The sequence below is a fragment of the Flavonifractor sp. An10 genome, assembly GCF_002161215.1.
Lineage (GTDB): Bacteria > Bacillota > Clostridia > Oscillospirales > Oscillospiraceae > Flavonifractor > Flavonifractor avistercoris.
On record NZ_NFMB01000011.1, the window covers coordinates 92,769 to 113,651 of the forward strand.

General features: G+C 53.2%; 19 protein-coding genes. 2 read left to right on the forward strand and 17 right to left on the reverse strand.

Annotated features, from left to right (window positions below; all coding sequences use genetic code 11):
- Entirely contained in the window at positions 1-1,785 is a 1,785-nt protein-coding gene (locus B5E42_RS17590; protein WP_087242045.1) for an ATP-dependent helicase, read from the forward strand.
- Positions 1,786-1,871: 86 nt separating this feature from the next.
- Here B5E42_RS17590 and B5E42_RS17595 read toward each other — a convergent pair whose 3' ends face one another.
- The 15 genes from B5E42_RS17595 to B5E42_RS17665 all read right to left on the reverse strand — a co-directional run bounded on the left by B5E42_RS17595 (position 1,872) and on the right by B5E42_RS17665 (position 16,960).
- Positions 1,872-3,101, reverse strand: coding sequence for a site-specific integrase (locus tag B5E42_RS17595; RefSeq protein WP_087242047.1), 1,230 nt, complete (start codon positions 3,099-3,101; stop codon positions 1,872-1,874).
- A gap of 119 nt (positions 3,102-3,220) precedes the next feature.
- Positions 3,221-3,439, reverse strand: coding sequence for a helix-turn-helix domain-containing protein (locus B5E42_RS17600; RefSeq protein ID WP_087242049.1), 219 nt, complete (start codon positions 3,437-3,439; stop codon positions 3,221-3,223).
- 72 nt (positions 3,440-3,511) lie between these two features.
- Complete coding sequence (gene mobP3 / locus B5E42_RS17605) at positions 3,512-5,470, reverse strand: MobP3 family relaxase (RefSeq protein ID WP_204244431.1); 1,959 nt, start codon at positions 5,468-5,470, stop codon at positions 3,512-3,514.
- Complete coding sequence (locus B5E42_RS17610; RefSeq protein WP_087242051.1) at positions 5,458-5,877, reverse strand: hypothetical protein; 420 nt, start codon at positions 5,875-5,877, stop codon at positions 5,458-5,460. Before B5E42_RS17610 ends, mobP3 begins: the two co-directional genes overlap by 13 nt.
- 349 nt (positions 5,878-6,226) lie before the next feature.
- Positions 6,227-6,658, reverse strand: a complete 432-nt coding sequence (locus tag B5E42_RS17615; protein ID WP_087242053.1) for a helix-turn-helix domain-containing protein — start codon at positions 6,656-6,658, stop codon at positions 6,227-6,229.
- Positions 6,655-6,864, reverse strand: coding sequence for a helix-turn-helix domain-containing protein (locus tag B5E42_RS17620; protein ID WP_087242054.1), 210 nt, complete (start codon positions 6,862-6,864; stop codon positions 6,655-6,657). Before B5E42_RS17620 ends, B5E42_RS17615 begins: the two co-directional genes overlap by 4 nt.
- On the reverse strand, positions 6,861-7,223 hold the full coding sequence (locus B5E42_RS17625) for a hypothetical protein (RefSeq protein ID WP_087242056.1): 363 nt from the start codon (positions 7,221-7,223) through the stop codon (positions 6,861-6,863). Before B5E42_RS17625 ends, B5E42_RS17620 begins: the two co-directional genes overlap by 4 nt.
- Positions 7,224-7,372: 149 nt before the next feature.
- Positions 7,373-7,762 carry a sigma-70 family RNA polymerase sigma factor gene (locus B5E42_RS17630; RefSeq protein WP_162614016.1) on the reverse strand — a complete coding sequence of 130 codons (390 nt, stop codon included), beginning with the start codon at positions 7,760-7,762 and terminating at the stop codon, positions 7,373-7,375.
- 251 nt (positions 7,763-8,013) lie between these two features.
- Positions 8,014-11,130 carry a type I restriction endonuclease subunit R gene (locus B5E42_RS17635; RefSeq protein ID WP_087242060.1) on the reverse strand — a complete coding sequence of 1,039 codons (3,117 nt, stop codon included), beginning with the start codon at positions 11,128-11,130 and terminating at the stop codon, positions 8,014-8,016.
- Positions 11,127-11,915, reverse strand: a complete 789-nt coding sequence (locus B5E42_RS17640) for a hypothetical protein (RefSeq protein ID WP_087242062.1) — start codon at positions 11,913-11,915, stop codon at positions 11,127-11,129. Before B5E42_RS17640 ends, B5E42_RS17635 begins: the two co-directional genes overlap by 4 nt.
- Before the next feature lie 2 nt (positions 11,916-11,917).
- The gene (locus B5E42_RS19790) at positions 11,918-13,075 is read right to left on the reverse strand and encodes a restriction endonuclease subunit S (RefSeq protein ID WP_087242064.1); all 1,158 of its coding nucleotides are present in this window, start codon (positions 13,073-13,075) and stop codon (positions 11,918-11,920) included.
- On the reverse strand, positions 13,072-13,821 hold the full coding sequence (locus B5E42_RS17650; RefSeq protein ID WP_087242066.1) for a hypothetical protein: 750 nt from the start codon (positions 13,819-13,821) through the stop codon (positions 13,072-13,074). Before B5E42_RS17650 ends, B5E42_RS19790 begins: the two co-directional genes overlap by 4 nt.
- Complete coding sequence (locus B5E42_RS17655) at positions 13,818-15,380, reverse strand: type I restriction-modification system subunit M (protein WP_087242068.1); 1,563 nt, start codon at positions 15,378-15,380, stop codon at positions 13,818-13,820. Before B5E42_RS17655 ends, B5E42_RS17650 begins: the two co-directional genes overlap by 4 nt.
- A 38-nt stretch (positions 15,381-15,418) precedes the next feature.
- Entirely contained in the window at positions 15,419-15,604 is a 186-nt protein-coding gene (locus B5E42_RS17660; RefSeq protein WP_087242070.1) for a helix-turn-helix domain-containing protein, read from the reverse strand.
- Positions 15,605-15,991: 387 nt separating this feature from the next.
- Positions 15,992-16,960, reverse strand: a complete 969-nt coding sequence (locus tag B5E42_RS17665) for a tyrosine-type recombinase/integrase (RefSeq protein WP_087242072.1) — start codon at positions 16,958-16,960, stop codon at positions 15,992-15,994.
- A 317-nt stretch (positions 16,961-17,277) separates the two neighbouring features.
- Here B5E42_RS17665 and B5E42_RS17675 point away from each other — a divergent pair, with 317 nt between their 5' ends.
- Entirely contained in the window at positions 17,278-18,468 is a 1,191-nt protein-coding gene (locus B5E42_RS17675) for an IS256 family transposase (RefSeq protein ID WP_087237682.1), read from the forward strand.
- A 25-nt stretch (positions 18,469-18,493) separates the two neighbouring features.
- Here B5E42_RS17675 and B5E42_RS17680 read toward each other — a convergent pair whose 3' ends face one another.
- Positions 18,494-19,021, reverse strand: a complete 528-nt coding sequence (locus tag B5E42_RS17680) for an N-terminal phage integrase SAM-like domain-containing protein (protein WP_087242076.1) — start codon at positions 19,019-19,021, stop codon at positions 18,494-18,496.
- A 157-nt stretch (positions 19,022-19,178) separates the two neighbouring features.
- Positions 19,179-20,519, reverse strand: coding sequence for a DUF4143 domain-containing protein (locus B5E42_RS17685; RefSeq protein WP_087242078.1), 1,341 nt, complete (start codon positions 20,517-20,519; stop codon positions 19,179-19,181).
- Positions 20,520-20,883 lie beyond the last annotated feature (364 nt).

Consider the following 20,883-nt stretch of genomic DNA (forward strand, 5'->3'; position numbering starts at 1 on the left):
GTGAATGCTTATTTTGAAACGAAATTACATGAAATAAGCAAAGACCATATGCAATTTGCAGCATATAAAGCCGAAAAAAGCACAGTTGTGATTGCCGGACCCGGAAGCGGAAAAACAACTGTTCTGACCCTAAAAGTTATACAACTATTATCTGAGAGAATTTATTCCCCTCGTGGACTTGCATGCTTAACATATAGTACAGAGGCTGTCCGAGAATTCAAAAGCCGGTTGGTAAAGTTAGGGTTGGAAAAGCGCAAGAACGTTTTTCTTGGTACGGTTCATAGCTTTTGCCTTTCGGAGATCATTATTCCTTTCGCAGCTTTATATCCTCAATACAAAATACCTCTGCCTATCCGAATCATTTCCAAAGCCGAAAAGAGTCATCTTTTTAACGCTCAAAATTATGAGGGGAATCCAAAACTCGATGATGTAGATAAAGAGCGCACAAGAAACATCAAAGGAATTAGTCGCGTTGCGATAGAAAGCTACGATATTGCTCTAAAGGCCGCCATCTCTTTTGAAGAACTACTGATAGAAAACGGCTATCTTGATTTTATCAGTATGGTAAAAAAATCTGTAGAACTCATTAACAATGAGCCTTATATCCGCAAAGCACTTGAGGCTAAGTATCCTTGGATTATTGTCGACGAATATCAGGACTTAGGCAAACCTCTCCACGAACTTATTTTAACACTGTTAAATCTCACAAAAATCAAGGTTTTTGCTGTTGGGGACGCAGATCAATCAATTTATGACTTCCAAGGAGCAGCTCCAGATTACCTAATAGAATTAAGTCAACGACAAGATGTTTCCTGCATTCATCTAAAAAATAATTATCGAAGCTCACAGGCAATAGTGGATGCCTCAGAATACATCCTCAACAGTAGCCGGGGATATATTGCTTCTGGAAAACTTCGAGACTACCATGCCAAATTGGAATTTGTCGAATGTTCAGCTGGGATGGATGAACAATATGACAAAGTAATTGAGCAGATATGTCAGTTTCGTGCGGAAGGTACTCCGTACCATGAAATAGCAGTTTTGCTCGCTAATAACAAACAAATAGCAGAATTAGCGCAGGAATGTTCCAGGAAAAATATCCCTGTATATATTGCTCGTCAGACTTTTAGATTAACAGATCTTATTGTTTGGATTCAAAACTGTGCAAAGTGGATTTCGGATAAGGCTTCTGTCTCATTTGATGAGATTTGCTCAGCTTGGAATTCTTTCATTTCTGAAAAGCGGATTATTAGCAAAGATGACTACATCTTGTTTAAAAAGGCCATTTATCAAGCTTTAACTGCGAGTAAGATTTATACGGACAATCTATTAGAATGGCTACTCTATCTTGACAAAGCAGTGGGCATTACTACTACTTTTACTGGTTCAGAACGATATCCTGATGAGATTGATAATTTCAACAAGTTACTTGAAACAGCACAAAGCCACGATGAACAGCTAACAATAATGTTTCTAACACGGCTTGGCATTCCAGAAAATCAAGTTATATTAACGACAAGGCACAGTTCCAAGGGACTCGAATTTGATGTTGTAATCTTGCCTGGAATGGAAAAAGACAGCTTTCCAATTTACTATGATAAAACTCCAAGAAAACTTGCAGAAGCCAGAAGGCTTTGTTTTGTGTCAGTTAGTCGTGCAAGGAAAGCGTGCATTCTCATTCGTTCAAGAAACTTGCAAGATAAGTATGGTCGATGGTTTAGTAAAGAGCCTTCACCATTCTGGGTTGCATTGCAGGAATTCCAAAATAGTCGAAATGATGAATAAATTCCATTCCAGTTACCACATTCTTTACCACCTCTTAAAGGGGTTCCCTGGATCACACAAGTGATCCAGGGAACCCCTTTTCTTACCTATCCAATTCTCTCGAACGGTATCACCTTGCACCGGCTCTCCTCCGGCGGGTCAGTCGGTTCCGGCATCGGCTTGGCTGTAGCCATTTCCATGAAACCACCGATCTTCTCCGCTGCTCCTCGCTGCATATCGTTGGTGATGTGCGTATAGGTGTCCAGGGTGAACCCGGCGCTGTAGTGGCCCAGCATACTGGACAGGGTCTTTACATCCACACCGCTGGAGAGGGCCATCGTGGCAAAAGTATGGCGCAGATCATGGAAGCGAACGCGCTCCTCGATGCCGGCCTGCGCCAGCAGTTTCCGGTTGATCCTGGACACCGCGTCCGGACTCCAGTACCCGCCGGTGCGGGGCGACGGGAACAGGAGGGGGTTGTCCGGGTGCTGTTCATGCTCCTGCACCAGCATATCCACGGCCTGCTGGGACAGCGCTACCTTGCGGACGGAGTTCTTGGTTTTCGGCTCCGTCACCACCAGTTCCCCGTCGATCCGGGTGACCTGCTTGCTTACTGAGAGGATGCGGTCCTTCACATTCAGGTCGTCCCACCGGAGGGCCAGCAGCTCCCCACGCCGCAAGCCGCTGGACAGCTCCAGATAGAACATGGGCAGGACGCCGTACTTCTCCGCCTCGCTGAGATATACCCCCAGCTTCTCCGGCGGGATGATGACCATCTCCTTTTTCTCCTTGGGCGGGATGCGGCAGTTGTCGCAGGGATTATACGGAATGATCCGCTCCTTGACCGCCTGCTTTAGCGCCGAGGAGAGCACCATGTGGATGCGCCGCACCGTGCTTCCAGACAGGGCCGTGTCGGCCGCTTTCCCGAAGCGCTGCACCCGCCCGCTGGTTTTGGAATCGTTGTACATCTTCTGGATCTGGATGGCGGTGAGCCGCTTGAGCTTGACTCCTCCAATAGCTGGTACGATGTGGTTTTCGATCATGTTCTCATAGGTCTTTGCGGTGTTGGGCCGGATCACCAGCTTGCTGTAGGTTTCAAACCACAGCCTGCACCACTCCGCCACGGTGTAGTCTCCGTTGTGGTTCACCGGGATACCCCGGTTGTCCCGGATGGCTTTCGCCAGCTTCTCCTTGCACTCGGCCTGCGTCCGGGCGGACACGCTTTTCTGGATGGCGCGGCCGGTGCTGGGGTCGATGCCCTGGGTGTATCTGCCCTCCCAGCGGCCGTTAGGCTTTTTACGGATGCTGCCCTCGCCGTTTGCTCGTTTCTTTGCCATCGTTCATCCCTCCTTTACGACTCGCTAAACGCCTCGCTGCGCTCGGTTGCTCGCATGTATTGCGCCTGCGGGCGCTTATTGCAACACAAACAAATACCATAGAATCTTTGAAATAGCCACTAAAATATTTCCGTCTTTTTGGCTGCCTGTTCGTCGATCCACGCCATGAACTTATCACGGGGGACGATGATCCGGCTGCCCAGGGTGATGGTGGGGAAATCCTTCCGGTGGGCCACCTCATAGGCGTGGGCCAGCCCGATGCCCAGCACATCGGCCACATCCTGCACGGTCAGCATCAGGGGAAGTTCGTTGAATGAGCTGTACTTGGATCGTTTCATCGGATTCCTTTCTACCCCTTCCGGCGGAAGGGGTTTTATTCTTTGATTTGCGGCGCAATTCTTGGAGGGGACTCACATCCCGCCCATGACCATCCCGCCCTGGTTCTGCTCCTCCTCGTGGTCATCCGGTTTGTGGCCCATAGCGATTTTCTTTGCCTGGATTTTTCTTCTCAGTTTGCTGTCCACCTGCAGGCCGGTACTGGAATGGGGCAGGGAGTGATCCTCAAAGATCCGGCTCATGTGGTAGAGCAGACGGGTGACCGCCAGCATGACGGAGGGTGGACGGAGACTGTTCTGGTGCTCCAGGAAGAACTGCGCGTACTGGTTCCCCTGGGCGGCGGAGCGGCTGAACCACGCCATTGCCTGGGCTTGATCCTGGGCTACTCCCTGCCCGGTCAGGTACAACTTGCCCAGCATGTATTGGGCGTACTGGTTGCCCGCCTCCGCCGACCGGGTAAACCACTCCGCTGCCTTGGAGGTATCCTCGGTCACTGCCTGGCCGGTCAGATATTCTTTCCCCAGCTGGTAGGCGGCGAAGTGGCTTCCGTTTTCCGCCGCCTGTCTCAGCCAACGGATGCCCTCGTCCGTGTCCCGCACCTCCCAATCGTCGGAGAGGAGCGGCTTGCCAAGGGCGTACTGTGCCTCCGGCAAACCATGCTCTGCCGCCCGGGTGAGCCAGTGCTTTGCCTTGCTGCTGTCCGGGATCAGCAGAGGGCCGTCCCGATAGAGCTGCCCCATGAGGTACTGGGCGTGGGCGTCGCCGCGCTCTGCCAGCCGCTCCAATTCCTCCACTGCTCCGTCCCGGTCGCCCAGGGAGAGAGTGTCATCACGGACAATATGTCGCAGTTCCCGGCAGGCATAGGATTCGCTTCGTACTTGCTCCGGTTCGTCGTGGCCGGTCAGGTCAGCGTCCTCGAAGGTGATCTCCCCCAGCCGGATGCGCTCCGCCTCCCGGATGACAGCGTTTTTGATCTGCCGGAATTCTTTCTCTTGGGACAGCTTTTTCTTCTCTCTGGGTTTGTCGTGGTAGTAGCTGTCGACTGCATTTTGGAGGACACACCACTGTTCGTAGCAGGCTTTCACCGCTGGTATTTCCTCCAGATTGTCCACTACCTCATCCACGGTTTTCTTCACGGACTTGGGGAGGTATCCGTAGGACTTTTTGCCCTTGACCGTTTCCAGCTGTCCGGCCAGCTGCTCCATCTTCTGCTCGATGGCAGGCTCTGTGCAGATGCTCCTGGCCATCTCTTGTGTGAGTTTTCGAATGGCCCGGCGGGCTTCCCGCACCAGTTCGTCCCTCGACTGTGACTTCTGCTCGTAGGTGTGGAGCATCTCCTGGCGGAAGATCTGGTTAGTCAATGTGGATTTGATCTTGCGGATGCCATCCCGCGTCAGGTATGCCTCACCGGGCACCGTTGACCACGCCATCATGTGGACGTGGGGATGTTCCCCCTCGTCGTGGAAGGCGGCATACCAGCGGAAGTGGTTCGGCGGGATGTTCATGGCGGCGGCAATGTCGTTGCGGTTGGCCCGGAGCAAGTTCATCCACGCCTTGGCATTGTCGTAACCGAGGCGTGCGGCGTCCTCCCGTTTCAGGGAGATGATGTGCGTCCACACATTCCCGGTGTACTGATCCAACTCCCGCATGGCTTTCTCCAAATCAACAGCATCTTCATCACCAAAGAGTCCGTGGTCACCCAGCCGTTCCGCACGAGGCCGGGTGGCAATGTACTTCATGTAGCCGTCTGATTGCTGAACTTGGGACCAATTTTCCTCCAATGCTCGAGTGATAAAGGCGGAGGCGTGGGCTTTGGTGGGCTTTGCCTCGTAGTCCAAATACTCACCCAGCTCCTTCGCCGCCGGGAAATCCTTCACCAATTTTCTGACCAACTGCTCCTGCTTTCTGGTGGGAGGACGGTCATCCGGGAGCAGTTCCACTCGCTCTCTGGTCCCAATGTACCGCAGATAACCGCTGACAGAGTTTCCGCCGTCACACTTCAGGTAAGGGCTTTTCAGAATCAATCCTGCCACTCATCGCCCTCCTCCCAGGCACCACGCACCCGCTGCTCCAGCGAGACACGGCCATTGGTTTTCTTCACGTTGTTGACGCTCTCCGCCCGCCGCCGGCGCAGATCATCGCCGCTGAACTGATACGCGTCGGCGAGGATACCGGCCACCATGTCCTGCTCCACCGCCTGCCGGAAAGCGATGGAGGACAGCCGCTCCTCCAGCTGTCCCAGCCGCCCGTCCAGGTACGACTTGATAGACGTTGGGAGAAACAGACCGGCATCGTTGGCGCTGAGGTAGTCCAGATAGAAGTCCACCGCCCGCTCGACGAAGGCGGTCATGCTCCGGCTCCCGTCCTCCTGAAACCGGCGCTCCAGAATGGCTTTCTTTTCCGGGGTGAGATAGAAGGCGAATCTCTCTTTTTTGCCCATAAACTGCTCCTTTCCGGGGCGTGACCCCTATTTTTTCGTTATGGCAGTAGGGGTTTGGGGATTGTGACCACAAACGTGATCCCCGCTGGCTGTTTTTGACCCCACTTTTGATACACCGCAAAACCCCGTAACGACCCGCACTGCGGGGCGAAGTAACCGGCCGGAGGAGCCACCGGCGACCCCGGCGTTTATCCTGCTTTTTCTTTCGTCCCTCGGTTCCGTGCAAAAAGGGCCGGAAGCCTTGTGCCGCAGCGCCTCCCACAACCGGCCCACGCCGGCCCGAACCAGCAGGGAGGGGGCAGGGACTCTGCCCCTCCTCGAAGGAGGCCACACAGCGGCCCACAGGCGCTCACGCGGGGCTTTCACGGGCCAATTCTGCGAGGCGTTCCGCCGCTCTTTGACGGGCGGCATCCTCCTCCAGTTGCTGGAACTGCCGCTCGTAGAACAATTCGATTGCCGTCTGGATTGGACGGATGGTGTAAAGCAGGTTTCCGTTGAGGGGCCTGCCGTCTTTGCTCCGCACCATCGTCGGCTCGGTGCGGATGAGACCTTTCTCCTCCAGGCTGCGCACATACTTGCTCACAGTGTTCTCACTCATACCCAGCGCCTTGCCGATGGTCTTGTAGCTGGGGTAGCACTGGTAGGTTTCTCTGTCCTCGATGCTCAGCAGATAGCAGTAGATGGAGATCTCCGGGTAACTGAGACCAATGTGAAATACTTCATTGGGGACCTTGAAATAGTTTTTGTCGGGATCTCGTTTAGGCCACTGGTGGAACTTCATATAGCACCTCCTGTATACTCCTCCACCCACTGAATGAATTTGTCCTTCGGCACCACCATGCAGTTGCCTACATGTAGTACAGGAAAATCCGGTTGGTGCATGAGTTCATACCCACTGGACGGAGACACGCCCAGGACTTTTGCCACCGTTGCCGAGTTCAGGAACAGCGGCAGGTCATCGTAGGATCTGTATTCGGATTCTTTCAATCAGCATCCTCCTCTTGGACATCACGGGCAGCGTCAGGACGTACCAGACAGAGAAACTCCTCCACGGAGTTGACCACCCTGGCGTCCTTCAGCTGCTGGTAGCGGATCAGGTCGCAGAGCATTCGGAGATTGACCTCCGCACACTCCAGCAGCTTGTCCATCGCCACGATCTGCTGTTCCGCGCTGAGTGAGATGGGCTCGTCCGGATTTTGCAGATAAGCCCGCACCACGTCCTCCTCCGGCATGTCCTCTCTCAAGACTTCCTTCATCCCCTGAAGGACATAGTCCAGCGTTTCTCTCTCCGCGTTGGCGGTCAGGAAACTAAGCAGTTGTTTTTGCCTTGCACCAAATAAATTCATCGTCATCGCTCCTCCTGTGTACTTTGATCTGGGCTTTCCTGACTACGGCCAAGGTCAGGTTTCCGAGTACCGGAAAATCACCCTCTACTTATCAGGACACTCACAGGCGGTTTGTAAACCAGAAAAATAAAAAAAGTTGAGGGGCTCTGTCAAATGACAGAGCCCCTCAGCTGTTCGTGGAGCTTTTTCAGCCGCTTTGATACCGCCGCCTTGGACACGCCGTAGATCGTCCCGATCTCCTCCACAGTCAATCCCTGGCCATATCGGAGCTCGACCAGATCCCGGCCCTGAGTGCCAAGACCATCGACGGCTTTCCGCAGACATTCCAGCTGGAGGTTCCGGAGTACAGTATCCTCCACGGGACGCCTGACACATTCCGAGCCGGACAGCACCGTTTCAAACTCACTTTTACTCAGGTGCCTTTGGTCCTGCTTATCCTGCGCCTGTTCCCGCTTCCGATCCTGCTCCAGGAAGTCTGCGACCTCCCTTGGCACTGATACTTGCTGGCCACTATAGGTAATCACGACAGAGTCGTTCATTTGCATCCTTTCCGCTTTCCACGGAAAGGCGCACACCCGCGCTGCCGGCACAGCGCCAAATACTGAAGACCTTCATGGAAGGTTCCCTTCGTTTAGGGTGGTTGTGGTGCCCTACGAGGCCCATGAATGTCTGAGGTCCCACCGGGGTGTGGACCTCACCGGAAAGCTGCGAGTTTTGGCTTTCGCCTATGCTTAGTATAGAACAAATGTTCTTGCCTGTCAAGCGCAGGGGGACATTCAATAGACAATTGCTATCCTTTTCCCAGCCCAAAGAACTTCTCAAAGAATTTTTGCAACTTCTCAATCACCCCCTGCTTCTTTTTGGCTCTGGCGCCGCCTCCGCCGAACCGGGATACTGGCGGCATCAGCTTATCAATGTCCGTACCGGTGGTCTTGATCTCACCGTCACGGAAGGCATTCTCCAGAAACTTTCGCGTTTCCGGATCCTTGAGTTTTTCTTCTTGAATGATTTGGACCAGTTCTTTCTCCCGCTCTGCTGCCACAAAGCCTTGCCACTCCGCCATCACATCATCCACGTCGTTGATACCGGCGATAAACGTCTCAATGAGCTGCTTCTTGCTCCGCAGTTCGGGGCTGGCATCCACCGCCTTCTGGATGGTAACAAGGATCTCCTTGTCATCACAGTGGGAATCGTGGTACTTCTTCACCAGCATCAGGATATAATCAATGTTGATCTCGATCTGGCGGATCAGCTCGATCTCAAAGACGATATCATCGGTAATGTCTTCTTTCTCGCCTTTTGCACGGTTTACCCACTCGTCCCGCAGATCCTGATAGCGGCCCAGATAGTCCTGCAGATTCCGCTCGGAGATCATTTCCCTGCCTTTGAAGTCGTCAAAGGATAGCAGCAGGTTCCGCATCCGAAGGATGGCCCCAAAGAGGGCAATGAAATCCTTCTGATTCTGTTCCCCCTCGATTCTTGGCTCGGACAGCGGGAACTTTTCTGTCAGTTCGTTGATCATATCCACATAGCCCGGCTTGTCCTTCCCGTCCTGGGTGGTGTAGCCGTAGTAGTAATCATCGAACTTGTGCAGCAGGACGATGCCGCCGGCCTCCCGATCGCCAAACAGCGCAATAGCAGAATCCACCCGTTTTTGCAGGTTGCGGAAGCAGACGATGTTGCCGAAGGTCTTGATGGAATTCAGGATACGGTTGGTGCGGCTGAAGGCCTGGATGAGACCGTGCATCTTCAGGTTCTTGTCCACCCAGAGGGTGTTCAGAGTGGTGGCGTCGAACCCGGTGAGGAACATATTCACCACGATCAGCAGATCCAGCTCCTTGTTCTTCATCCGCAGGGAGACGTCCTTGTAGTAGTTTTGGAACTTGTCGCTGTCGGTGGAGTAGTTGGTGTGGAACATCTCGTTGTAGTCCCGGATAGCGGCGTCCAGAAAGTCCCGGCTGTTCTGATCCAGGGCGCTGGTGTCCTCGCTGTTCTCCTCGTCCAGGATGCCGTCCGTTTCCTCCTCGTTGGCCCCGTAGCTGTAGATCGTCGCCACCCGCAGTTTCTTTGTGGGGTCGGCTGCCATCTGCTTTTTGAACTCCTGATAGTAGAGCTTGGCCATGTCCACCGAGGCCACCGCGAAGATGGAGTTGAAGCCGCTGAGGCGCTGTTTCTGCTTGATCTCATCCACCGCGCCATTTTTGCTGGAGGCCACCTCCGCGATGTTGGTGAGGGTATGGAACAGATAGGTCTTGTCCCCTCTATAGGTCTTCTGGTCGAAGTGTTCCAGGATGTACCGGGTCACCAGTTCGATGCGCTCCGGCGCCATGAAGGCCTTTTCCCGGTCGATGTCCCAGACCGCCTTGTCGTCAATGTCCGGCTCGGCGTCCATAGTCTGGATGTAGTCCACCCGGAATGGCAGCACATTCTTGTCGTTGATGGCGTCCACGATGGTGTACGTGTGGAGCTGGTCGCCGAAAGTCTGGGCGGTGGTGAAGAACTGCGCCCCGCCGGCGGCCCGGGTATTGGTAGCAAAGATAGGGGTGCCGGTGAAGCCGAACAGATGGTATTTCTTAAAATTCTTCACGATGGCCGTGTGCATATCTCCGAATTGACTGCGGTGGCACTCGTCGAAGATGATGACCACATGCTTCTGATAGACCTCGTGGGCCGGGTATTTCTTGATGAAGGTGGACAGTTTCTGGATGGTGGTGATGATGATATGGGCGTTGTCGTCCTCCAACTGCTTTTTCAGGATGGCGGTGGAGGTGTTGCTGTTGGCGGCCCCCTTTTCAAAGCGGTCATATTCCTTCATGGTCTGGTAGTCCAGATCCTTCCGGTCCACCACAAACAGCACCTTGTCGATATAATTCAGCTGGGAGGCCAGCCGGGCCGTCTTGAAGGAGGTCAGCGTCTTACCGCTGCCGGTGGTGTGCCAGATGTAGCCGCCGCCCTGGATGGTCCCGTACTTCTTGTAGTTATTGGCGATCTCGATGCGGTTCAAGATCCGCTCGGTGGCGGTGATCTGATAGGGCCGCATGACCATCAGCATATTTTCAGAGGTAAAAATACAGTACCGGGTCAGCACATTCAGAAGGGTGTGCCTGGCGAAGAAGGTGCGGGTGAAGTCGATGAGGTCGGGGATCACCTTGTTGTTGGCGTCCGCCCAGAAGGAGGTGAACTCAAAGCTGTTGCTGGTCTTCTGCTTTTTGGCCTTGCCGGAGGACGCCTCCCGGATGGCGTTGAACCGGGTGGAGTTGGAGTAGTACTTGGTGTTGGTGCCGTTGGAGATGACAAAGATCTGTACATACTCGAACAGGCCGCACCCCGCCCAGAAGGAGTCCCGCTGGTAGCGGTTGATCTGGTTGAAGGCTTCCCGGATGGCCACGCCCCGGCGCTTGAGCTCGATATGTACCAGGGGCAGGCCGTTGACCAGCACCGTCACATCGTAGCGGTTGTCATGCTTGGCCCCCTGCTCCTGGTTCACCTCATACTGGTTGATGACCTGGAGGCGGTTGTTGTGGATGTTCTTCTTGTCGATGAGGGAAATGTTCTTGGAGGTGCCGTCGTCCCGGCGGAGTACCTGCACGAAGTCCTCCTGAATCTTCCGGGTCTTCTCCACGATGTGCTCGTTGGGGTTGGCAATGGCATTCTGGAAGAACTGCTCCCACTCGCTGTCGGTAAACTGGTAATCGTTCAGAGCCTCCAGCTGACGGCGCAGATTGGCGATCAGGTCGGCCTCCTGGTGGATTGGCAGATACGCATAGCCCTGCTGGGTGAGTAGCTGGATGAACTCCCGCTCCAGCGCCGCCTCGCTCTGGTAGCGGTCGGAGCGTTTTTTCACCGGCTCATAGGAGGTGACCACGGTGTTTTCGGTTGTGGCGGCAACAATATTGAAAGAAGTCATTTTAACATATCTCCAGAGAGCATATCTTCCGAAAAGTCCTTCAGTTTCATAAAAAGCGGACTTTTTTCTATGGGAACCGCATCAAGAAAAAGCAGAGAGCCATCCTTCCAAGTGGTTAAAATGAATCGATGCGCATAGAGAAAACAAACATAGGTATCCTTGGTTGGGCGAAGTTGGGCACGGTATGTCAACACCTGGCGAAAATCTGCTTCTATGGCCTGTATGGCAATATTCTGTCCCAACAAAATATTATCGTTTTTATCGAAATAGATATTGTAAGGGAAGAATAGAAACAGATTTTTATTGGTTTCCAGAGTTTTCATCAACTGAACAATGTCACGCTCCACTTGATCATCGCAAAACTCCTGCCCCCGAATGTGCAGCAGATCATCCAGAGACAGCGGACGCAGCGCGGCAAAAATCCTTGTGGACTGGATTGGGTGATAATTTTTACTGTTGTCATCAACTCTGGAACCGCAGTAATAGGTTACACCGGCCTCATAAAAGATTTGAGAAGAAAAAATACTTTTCTCCTGCAATTTTGATCCGCTGGCAATCAATTTGAAATCCAGTTGATAATGCGGAGAAATGCAGTCACATTCTCCATGGGCCTCGCTGGAAGGGCTGACATAGACTTCGCCCTTGGATCTTTCTAAAAAGAAAGGTGTCGCATTGACGATTTCCAGCAGATAGTCGCTGTAGCGATAGGGATCAATTCCGTGAATAAAGTTATCTATAATCATGCCGGCTGGCAGACTGCCGATTTTCATATTTTCATATTGCATCGTCATGTCTTCACCTTAAAACTCAACAGTTTGTCCCGGTAGTATTCATACTGCTTTTTCCGGGCCGCGATTTCGGCGGGAAGGCCGCTGGTCAGATCGTTGCAGAGGGCGTCAAAGCGGTCGAGGATGGAGACAATACGGTGTTGTTCATCCGGTGAAGGCAGGGGAATCGGTATCTTATTTAAGTTTTTCTGGTTCAATTTTGGCTGTGCCCCTCCAGTGATATATGACGACAAGTCAATAGAATTCAAATAAATTTCGACATATCTTCGTGTATCGTATGTATCAAAATGAAGGACATGAGCGTGATTGTTTACCCAGTTTTTTCCCGCAATCGAAAAGGCAATCGGCGTACTTCTTGCTAAAAGATTGGCTCCGTCTTCCGAAATCAGCAGATAATCTCCATCAAAAATATAATCATCAACATAATCGACGATTCCGGATGCTCCATAGTAGGGATATTTTCCGGCGATTCGATTTCCGCTTGTCACTGGTCTCCTTTGATTATCGCAGTTATCTGAAATTTCATTTAGATAATGAACGCTTGCATCTTTAGCGGTTCTAAATAACTCGTCCCGATAATACGCATACTGCTTCTTCCTCGCCGTGAGTTCCGCCGTGAGTTCCGCCGTGAGTTCCGCCGTGAGTTCCGTAAAGGAATCCAGGATGCGGACGATCTCCTGCTGGACAGGGAGCGGGGGGAGGGGGATGGAGTATCGCAACACTGCACTTTTATCCCCTCGCGGCATTTTTGCACCTTTTACATTCTGCATATCATAGTTGAAGAAAGAATCAGACGAAAGAATGTAGTATAGAAATTGCGGCCGCAGAATATTTTTGTTCTTTATCTGTATGACCAAAACATCCCCATTTGTGCCGCCATCATGTGTGGCAAGCCAAATCTTTTTCAAATAAGGCCGGATATTGCCAATCAGGATATCATCTTTCCTGAAATGAATCCAACGCCCGTCGCTTGGCACATAACTGGCAACTGTTTTCCCTTGCTTATCTGGCAACAAATTTTCAACGCCAACATAATTGTCCGCATTTACTTCTGCCGCATCAATCCGCTCCGTGGCATAGGAACATACATCGCCTAAGTATTTATACTCCACCCCATCCGGGCAAAGCTGCTGGATCAGTTCTTCCAATCTACTCATGTAAGAGCCTCCTGCTCGCTTCCATCTATCGTCATATCGATGGCCAGATTGATATGATGTTCTTTCCATCGCCCCGGTTCAAATTGAATATCGCAAGGCACTTGTTCCAGTAAAACGGGTATAAGTTCTAATTCGATCACTTCACAATTTTGACCATCCGTAAAAATCACATAGGAAAGCATGTCTTGGTACGCTGCCGTATACCGCAGCATTGGGGCATCTTGATGCAAATGATAAAAGCCTGTGAACCTGCCGTACTGCATTGTCTTAAAAAGCGGCCCCTGATACTCCACCAGGAAAATACCGACATCACGGCAACCGATATACTTTTGAAGTGAATTAATATGATGCTGCCAGTTTTTTCGAAACGATGCTTCATACATCTCATAACTGTATGGCGGCGCTTCCATTTCACAAATTTCACGAGTCAGGCTATTTGCGGGCGGGGCATCGTTCAACTCGCGGCCCATTCTTTGGAATCGCTGTTCCGCCTCCTTACAAAACTGTGCTTGCCTCTGTCTATGTTCCGCGCCTTTCCTTGTTTCTCTCGACGCGTTGATTTGAAAGTGCTCAATAAAGCCGTTTTCAAACAAAAAGTCCGGAAAGTTGCTCTGTGCGGGATTGGGCCTTGCACTTTTCAAAATACGAATAATCTTTTGCGGGTCACTGCAAAAGTAATGCACCGAATTTCTGCCCAAATTTTGCTTTACCCTTGTGAGGCAGTTGATTTCCTGCTCACCTCTCATGCTTTGATCTCTCCAATGATCTTGTCGATTTCCTCCCGCAGCACCTGCTCCCGGGCCACGATCCTCTCGATCTCGGCGTTCAGCGCGGTGATATCGATGACCTCCCGGGTGTCCTCCTGCTCCACATAGGTGGAGACGGACAGGTTGTACTCCTGCTCCCGGATCTCCTCATAGGCGGCCAGGTGGGAGAAGTGGGCGACCTCGGCGCGGACGGCGAAAGTGTCCACGATGCGCTTGATGTTCTCCGGTGTCAGCCTATTGTTGTTGGTCACCTTGACGCACTCGCCGGAGGCATCGATAAACAGGGTCTTGCTGTCCGCCTTGTTCTTTTTCAGCACCATGATGCAGGTGGCGATGCTGGTGCCGAAGAACAGGTTGCTGGGCAGTTGGATCACGCAGTCGATGAAGTTGTTGTCGATCAGGTACTGGCGGATCTTCTTCTCCGTACCGCCCCGGTACAGGATGCCGGGGAAGCAGACGATGGCGGCGGTGCCGTTGGACGCCAGCCAGCTGAGGCTGTGCATGATAAAGGCCAGATCTGCCTTGCTCTTGGGGGCCAGCACCCCGGCGGGGGCAAAGCGGGGATCGTTGATCAGCAGGGGGTTGTCGTCCCCAGCCCACTTGATGGAGTAGGGGGGATTGGAGACGATCAGCTCAAAGGGCTCATCGTCCCAGTGTTGGGGATTGGTCAGAGTGTCCTCGCAGGCGATGTCGAACTTGTCAAAGCCGATGTCGTGGAGGAACATGTTGATGCGGCACAGGTTGTAGGTGGTGATATTGATCTCCTGGCCGTAGAAGCCACTGCGGACGGCATCGCGGCCCAGCACCTTCACCGCCTTCAGCAGCAGAGAGCCGGAGCCGCAGGCGGGGTCGTAGACCTTGTTGACCTCGGTCTTGCCCACGGTGCCCAGGCGGGTCAGCAGCTCGGACACGTCCGCCGGTGTGAAGAACTCGCCGCCGGATTTTCCGGCGTTGCTGGCGTACATGGTCATCAGGTACTCATAGGCGTCGCCAAAGGCATCGATCTGGTGGTCCTTCACGTCGCCCAGCTTCATATCGGCCACACCGTTGAGGAGCTTCACCAACTTCTCGTTCCGCTTGGACACGGTGGCACCCAGCTTGTTGCTGTTCACGTCATAGTCGTCAAACAGTCCGGCAAAGCTGCCCTCGGACTCACTGCCCTGGGCGGAGCTTTCAATGTGACGGAAGACCGTCTCCAGCGTCTCGTTCAGGTTCTCGTCCCCAGCCGCCCTGGCGCGGACGTTGCAGAACAGCTCACTGGGCAGGATGAAGAAGCCCTTTTCCTGCACCAGCCCCTCCCGGGCCTCCTCAGCCTCCTCGTCGGACAGCTTGGCGTAGTCAAAGTCGGCATTACCGGCCTCGATCTCGCCGGCGTTGATGTAATTGCAGAGGTTTTCCGAGATGTAGCGGTAGAACATGGTGCCCAACACGTAGTTCTTGAAATCCCAGCCGTCCACCGCGCCCCGCAGCTCATCCGCGATGGCCCAGATCGCCCGGTGCAGCTCGTCCCGCTCCTGCTCTTTCCTGATATCAGCCACAGTGGTGTCCTCCCAAATTTATTTTGATGCACATTGGATCAGCGACTTCCTTTTTCCCCTTTCGGGAACCGCGGATCAGGGGGCTTTTTCGCATCCGGCGGCAACAGCCAGGTCTTTCCTGCCTTGACCGTCCCCGGGATTCGCCCCTGAGCGCAGAGCAAGGCCACCCGACGAGGTGAGATCCCCCACAGTTCCGCCGCCTGCTTTGTCGTTAAAAATTCCATAGAGCATCCCTCTATACGCAAATTTCTACCAAATAGTATATTCTGTTATCTGAATATAGACAAGATATTTTTTCGTATAAGAGTATAGAAATCTTGTTGTCCCATAAACAGGCGTATTCTTTGATTATGCGGTGCATTTTTTGCGGGTGGCACTGTAGTTTAGAACGACACAGCGGCCCACAGGGCAAAACTGGCGGTAATCGCCGCTGCTGTGGCAATTCGTTCTTTCATTCCGGTTCCTCAGATACGAAACGAGCGCCCGTTCTACTGTTCGGAAAGCTCCGGAGGGGTATAGAAGCAGTCATACAGCCCCTTGAGCAGTTCGTTTTCCATTGTCATCGCCTCCTTGCGACACAAACCTATACCACACCTCCCGCAGTATATCCATCAGAATTTCAGGAGGTGATCCAGAATATCTGCCGCTTGCCGCAGCTCCTCCTGAGACGCTTCGGCGGGTTTGTTCTCGTCCTTGGCAACTGGGCAGGCCAGATAGGGGGCATAGTTCTGCCGGGTCATTGCGGTCCTGAAGTGGCCCAGCATCTGAGAAACCTCTTTCGTGTCCATGCCATTTTGCAGAGACAGGACGGCGCAGGTGTGCCGGAGATCCGCGAACCGAATGTGATCCAGCCCGGCCTCTTGGATGATCTCATTGTGTAGCCGGCGCACCATCTGGGGCGAGTAGGGCCTCTGGGTGGCTGGGTGCATGAACATGAGCGGACTTCTTGGGTGTTTGGCGTGTTCCAGGCGCAGGAGTTCAACCGCTTCCTGGGTTAGACTGACGATCCTGGTGCCGCCCTCGTACTCCACCAGTTCCCGCCGCTCCACGGCGCGTTTCTCGGTGATGGTCAGCGTCCGCTCTTTTACATCCAGGTCGCTCCATTTCAGAGCAATCAGTTCGCATTGCCGAAGTCCTGCTGTCAGTGCCAGCAGGAACATGGGAAGGTGGCCCAGCCGCTCCGCCGCGTCCAGATAGTCCTCTACCTCCGCGGGCGTCAGCACATTGGCGTTGACCTTCTTGGGCTTTGGGTAGTGAAACGCTCGGGCGGGATTTTCCGTCATCAGGCCATCCCGGATCGCCTGGTCCAGACATTGCTGGAGCAGCCGGTGGATGTGCCGCATGGTATGCTCGCCCAGCCCTGGGTATTCGGGGCTTTCCGGGCGGTGACCGCCAAAGCGCCTGCGCTCCTCCAGAAAATCTCCCACCTGTTCCACGGTCAATTCAGAGAGCGGGATTTCTCCCAGTCCGGGAAGGATGTGGTTCTTGAAGAGATAACCATGGGCCGCGTAGGTAGTCGGCCTGCTCTGGTTCTTGTCGTAGACCTCCTGCCAACGGAGGACGTACTCTCGCAACGTCATATCCCCACCTCCCTGCATTGGCGCTGCAGGTTCCGAAAAGCCACCCACGGCAAGCCAGCCTGTTTGAGTATCCGCTTGTGCAGATAATAGAACTCGTGGAGCTGATACGGCGCTCCGGTCTTGGGGTTGAGGAACACATAGCGGCCGGTTTCCGGTACCCGTTCCAGCAGATGCTCCGCTCTGCTGTTGAGGGATAGCAGACGCTGTCCCTTGAGGGGTCAGGTAGAATAAATTTCGCAAAAATAAAAAGAGACATGGTTTGCAGATCTCTGGTAGAATGAAGTCGCGACACACCATTCGAAAGGAGACAGCAAACCATGTCCGAGAAAATTGTACAGCTAAACGAAGAAGTTATCAAGGGGCAGCTCAAGGAACTTGTACGCGGAAGTGTAGAGGAAACCCTCAACGAGCTGCTGGAGGCTGAGGCAGAGAAATTGACTCAAGCAGCCCGGTACGAGCGTAATGAGCAGCGCCAGGGCTACCGCAGCGGCCACTACAACCGCAACCTCACCACCACTTCCGGGGATGTCACCCTCAAGGTGCCTAAGCTGAAAGGGATCTCCTTTGAAACGGCTATCATTGAGCGGTATCGCCGCCGGGAAAGCAGCGTGGAAGAGGCTCTCATTGAGATGTACCTGGCCGGCGTATCCGTCCGGCGCGTGGAGGACATCACCGAGGCCCTCTGGGGCAGCAAGGTCTCACCCTCCACCATCAGTGAGCTGAACAAGAAAGCGTATGTCCACATTGAGGATTGGCGGAACCGCCCTCTGCAGGGCGGACGCTATCCGTATGTCTATGTGGATGGGATCTACCTGCGCCGTAACTGGGGTGGAGAGTTTGAAAATGTGGCTATTCTGGTGGCGATTGCGGTCAATGAGGACGGATATCGTGAGGTTCTTGGCGCTGCCGAGGGTATGAAGGAGGACAAAGCCAGCTGGGTCAGTTTCTTCCAGTGGCTGCATAGCCGTGGCCTGGATGGCGTGAAGCTCATTGTTGGCGACAAGTGCCTTGGCATGCTGGAAGCTGTGGGAGAAGTGTTTCCTGAGGCCAAATACCAGCGTTGTACCGTCCACTTTTACCGTAATGTGTTCTCGGTCACACCTCGCTCTAAGGTGAAGCTGGTAGCCAAAATGCTCAAGGCGATCCATGCTCAGGAGAGCAAGAAAGCTGCCCGGGAAAAGGCCAAGGCCGTGGTGGAGGAACTGCGCTCCATGAAACTGAAAGAGGCCGCCCAGAAGGTGGAGAATGGCATTGAGGAAACGCTGACCTATTGCGATTTTCCCAGTGAGCACTGGACCCGTATCCGTACCAATAATGTGATTGAGAGGCTGAACCGAGAGATCCGCCGCCGTACCCGTGTGGTTGGCAGCTTCCCGGACGGCAACTCAGCTCTAATGCTGGTTTGTGCCCGGCTGCGCCATGTAGCCGGTACTCAGTGGGGCAACAAGAAGTACATGAACATGAAGCACCTGGAGGCGACCTTGGAGGATGCCTCCATTGCTGGCTGACTTCATTTACGGCAGAGTCTGCGAACTAAAGTGCGAAAAATTCTTGACACGACCCCTTGAGGATGTACCGGCAGCGGATATAAAAATTGGCCCACGACAAGGTGATGAGTTCACATTGCCGCAGGCCGCTGGAAAGTCCTGTGTAGATGAGGGGGAGTGCGCCCAACTGTTCCGCCGCGTTCAGGTACCGCTGGAGCTGCCCCAGACGCAAGGGAGTTGTTCGATATGCTTCTGCTTGTGGCTCCTGGCAGAGCTGCACCGGGTTGTAGGGGACGCGCTGGTCACGGGCTGCTTCATCCATGCAGCGCCGCAGGAGCAGATGAATGCACCAAACGCTTCTGGCGCTGAGTCCCTGGCTCCGCAGGCTGTCATAGAAGCTGGTGACGGTGCCTTCTGACAGCTCTGCCAGCGGGATGCCCCCGATTCCGGGGAGGATGTGGCGGTAGATCAGGTTGCGGTATCCGCCCACGGTGCTGCCGCTCCATCTGCCCCGATTCTCGCAGAACCAGCGGTCGCACCACCGGCCTACTGTGAGATTACTTTCTTTCTGCATATTGTTGCCTCCTTTTGGCAACCGAACAATACCACAGAAAGAGAGAAATAGCCACTGGAAAGAATGGAATGTTTGCAGAAGAATGGCCGCTCCAAACGATGCCGCTTGTTGACCTTCTTGTCATATACTCATCACATGACAAGAATTCGATTCGGGATCAGATATTGGCTCCAGCCAAATAGCGTTTCAGCAGGAAAGCGCAGAAGTAGGGGAAGGTATAGATGTTATCACTATACCCGATGTTTCCGCCGGTGAACTTAATGCCGCAGTGAATATCCGCATACTTCTCACTGCTGATCAGGGTCCTCATGGACTTGGCAGTCCCGTTCTTGGCCTTCACCTCAACAGGGATCAGGGCGCTTGCCGTTCGGACGAAGAAATCCTGTTCCAGCGTAGAATCGTCCCGTTTATAGTAATAGAGTTTGTATCCCGCCTTGACCAGTGCTTCGCCAACCACATTTTCGTAAAGCGCGCCCTTATAGACGCCGAGATTTTTGTTGGTCCGCAGATCCTCCTGCGCTTCTTCGTCCAGCATGGCCACAAGCAGGCCGCTGTCGGCAAAGTAGATTTTATACTTGGTATCGTCATAGTTGCCCTGAAGCGGCAGCTCCGGGAAATTCAGGCAGTAGCAGATATTGACCATTCCCGCATCATCCAGCCATTCCACACAGCCTCTATAGTCACGGAAGCGAGCGCCGGAGGCAACTTTGGAGATTTGAAACTTCTTGTTGTCCTTGGCAAGCTGCACGGGAATGTGGTTGAATACATTCAAGATCCTGGTCTGGTCGATGCCCTCGGCATATTTGCGAATGTCCTCCTTGTAGTCTGCGATCAGCTGTCTCTGTATCTCAAGCGACCCCTCAAAGGTACCTTTTACAATGAATTCACGAACAACAGCGGGCATTCCACCCAGGATGCAGTAGTCAAGGAAGAGCGAGCTGCACACCGACATCTGTACCTCGTTGAAGGGCGTGAGATTTCGCATATGCTCCAGCATATCTTCGATGAAGGCATCGTCATAGCCTTTGGCCCACAGGAATTCCTCGAAATCCAGCGAGAACATCTCGTAGTCAGACTTGTAGCCCACGCTGTTGCTCTCGATTTTCCGGTAATTGATGCCCAGCATGGAACCGCTGCAGATCACATCGAATCTGCCGTCAATCTTGAAGAACTTCAGCGCTGTTGCAATTTCCGGAAACTCCTGCAGTTCATCAAAGAATATCAGGGTTTCGCCCTCAATAAACCGTTTAGACGGATCCATTCTGGAGATATTCTTGATAATATCATCCGCCTTATATCCGTCCGCTGTGATCATTTTATACTTTGGTTCTTCCACGAAGTTGATGGTGATCACACTCTGGTAATTCATCTCACCAAACCGCTTGATCGACTCGGTCTTCCCCACCTGTCGGGGCCCCTTGACGATCAGCGGCTTTCTGTCGGGGTTCGCCTTCCATTCGGCCAGGAATGCATCGATCTTTCGTTTCAAATAGAGCATTTCACCCGCCTCCTTCGCCACCATTATACCGATACCCGATGGAGAAATCAATCGAAATCACAAAAAATGAGCGAGTTTTCTTTTGCGCTGCACATTTTATGAGCGAGTTGTTGGTCCGAATACACATTTTCAGTTTCCGAGCGAGCCATATCATGCCGGGGCGTATTTCTTTGTTTTATGCGGCGCAGTTTCTGCGCCACTGTTTTGAGGTGATTGGCCTGTCATCGCCCCCTCAAACCGGGCGGAACATCTTTTAATACACAGAATCCAATCCCACACAAATCCCAAAAGACGAAAGGGTTTCTTGAAACAAGCAGGGCAAGAAAGTTCTAAAGAGGAATTGCCCAAGCAGAGGAAAGGGCCA

Coding starts and splice junctions, on each gene's coding strand:
- B5E42_RS17595 (WP_087242047.1), bottom strand. CDS start 3,101: ATGGCAAAGAAACGAGCAAACGGCGAGGGCAGCATCCGTAAAAAGCCT.
- B5E42_RS17600 (WP_087242049.1), bottom strand. CDS start 3,439: ATGAAACGATCCAAGTACAGCTCATTCAACGAACTTCCCCTGATGCTG.
- B5E42_RS17610 (WP_087242051.1), bottom strand. CDS start 5,877: ATGGGCAAAAAAGAGAGATTCGCCTTCTATCTCACCCCGGAAAAGAAA.
- B5E42_RS17615 (WP_087242053.1), bottom strand. CDS start 6,658: ATGAAGTTCCACCAGTGGCCTAAACGAGATCCCGACAAAAACTATTTC.
- B5E42_RS17625 (WP_087242056.1), bottom strand. CDS start 7,223: ATGAATTTATTTGGTGCAAGGCAAAAACAACTGCTTAGTTTCCTGACC.
- B5E42_RS17630 (WP_162614016.1), bottom strand. CDS start 7,762: ATGAACGACTCTGTCGTGATTACCTATAGTGGCCAGCAAGTATCAGTG.
- B5E42_RS17635 (WP_087242060.1), bottom strand. CDS start 11,130: ATGACTTCTTTCAATATTGTTGCCGCCACAACCGAAAACACCGTGGTC.
- B5E42_RS17640 (WP_087242062.1), bottom strand. CDS start 11,915: ATGCAATATGAAAATATGAAAATCGGCAGTCTGCCAGCCGGCATGATT.
- B5E42_RS19790 (WP_087242064.1), bottom strand. CDS start 13,075: ATGAGTAGATTGGAAGAACTGATCCAGCAGCTTTGCCCGGATGGGGTG.
- B5E42_RS17650 (WP_087242066.1), bottom strand. CDS start 13,821: ATGAGAGGTGAGCAGGAAATCAACTGCCTCACAAGGGTAAAGCAAAAT.
- B5E42_RS17660 (WP_087242070.1), bottom strand. CDS start 15,604: ATGGAATTTTTAACGACAAAGCAGGCGGCGGAACTGTGGGGGATCTCA.
- B5E42_RS17665 (WP_087242072.1), bottom strand. CDS start 16,960: ATGACGTTGCGAGAGTACGTCCTCCGTTGGCAGGAGGTCTACGACAAG.
- B5E42_RS17675 (WP_087237682.1), top strand. CDS start 17,278: ATGTCCGAGAAAATTGTACAGCTAAACGAAGAAGTTATCAAGGGGCAG.
- B5E42_RS17680 (WP_087242076.1), bottom strand. CDS start 19,021: ATGCAGAAAGAAAGTAATCTCACAGTAGGCCGGTGGTGCGACCGCTGG.
- B5E42_RS17685 (WP_087242078.1), bottom strand. CDS start 20,519: ATGCTCTATTTGAAACGAAAGATCGATGCATTCCTGGCCGAATGGAAG.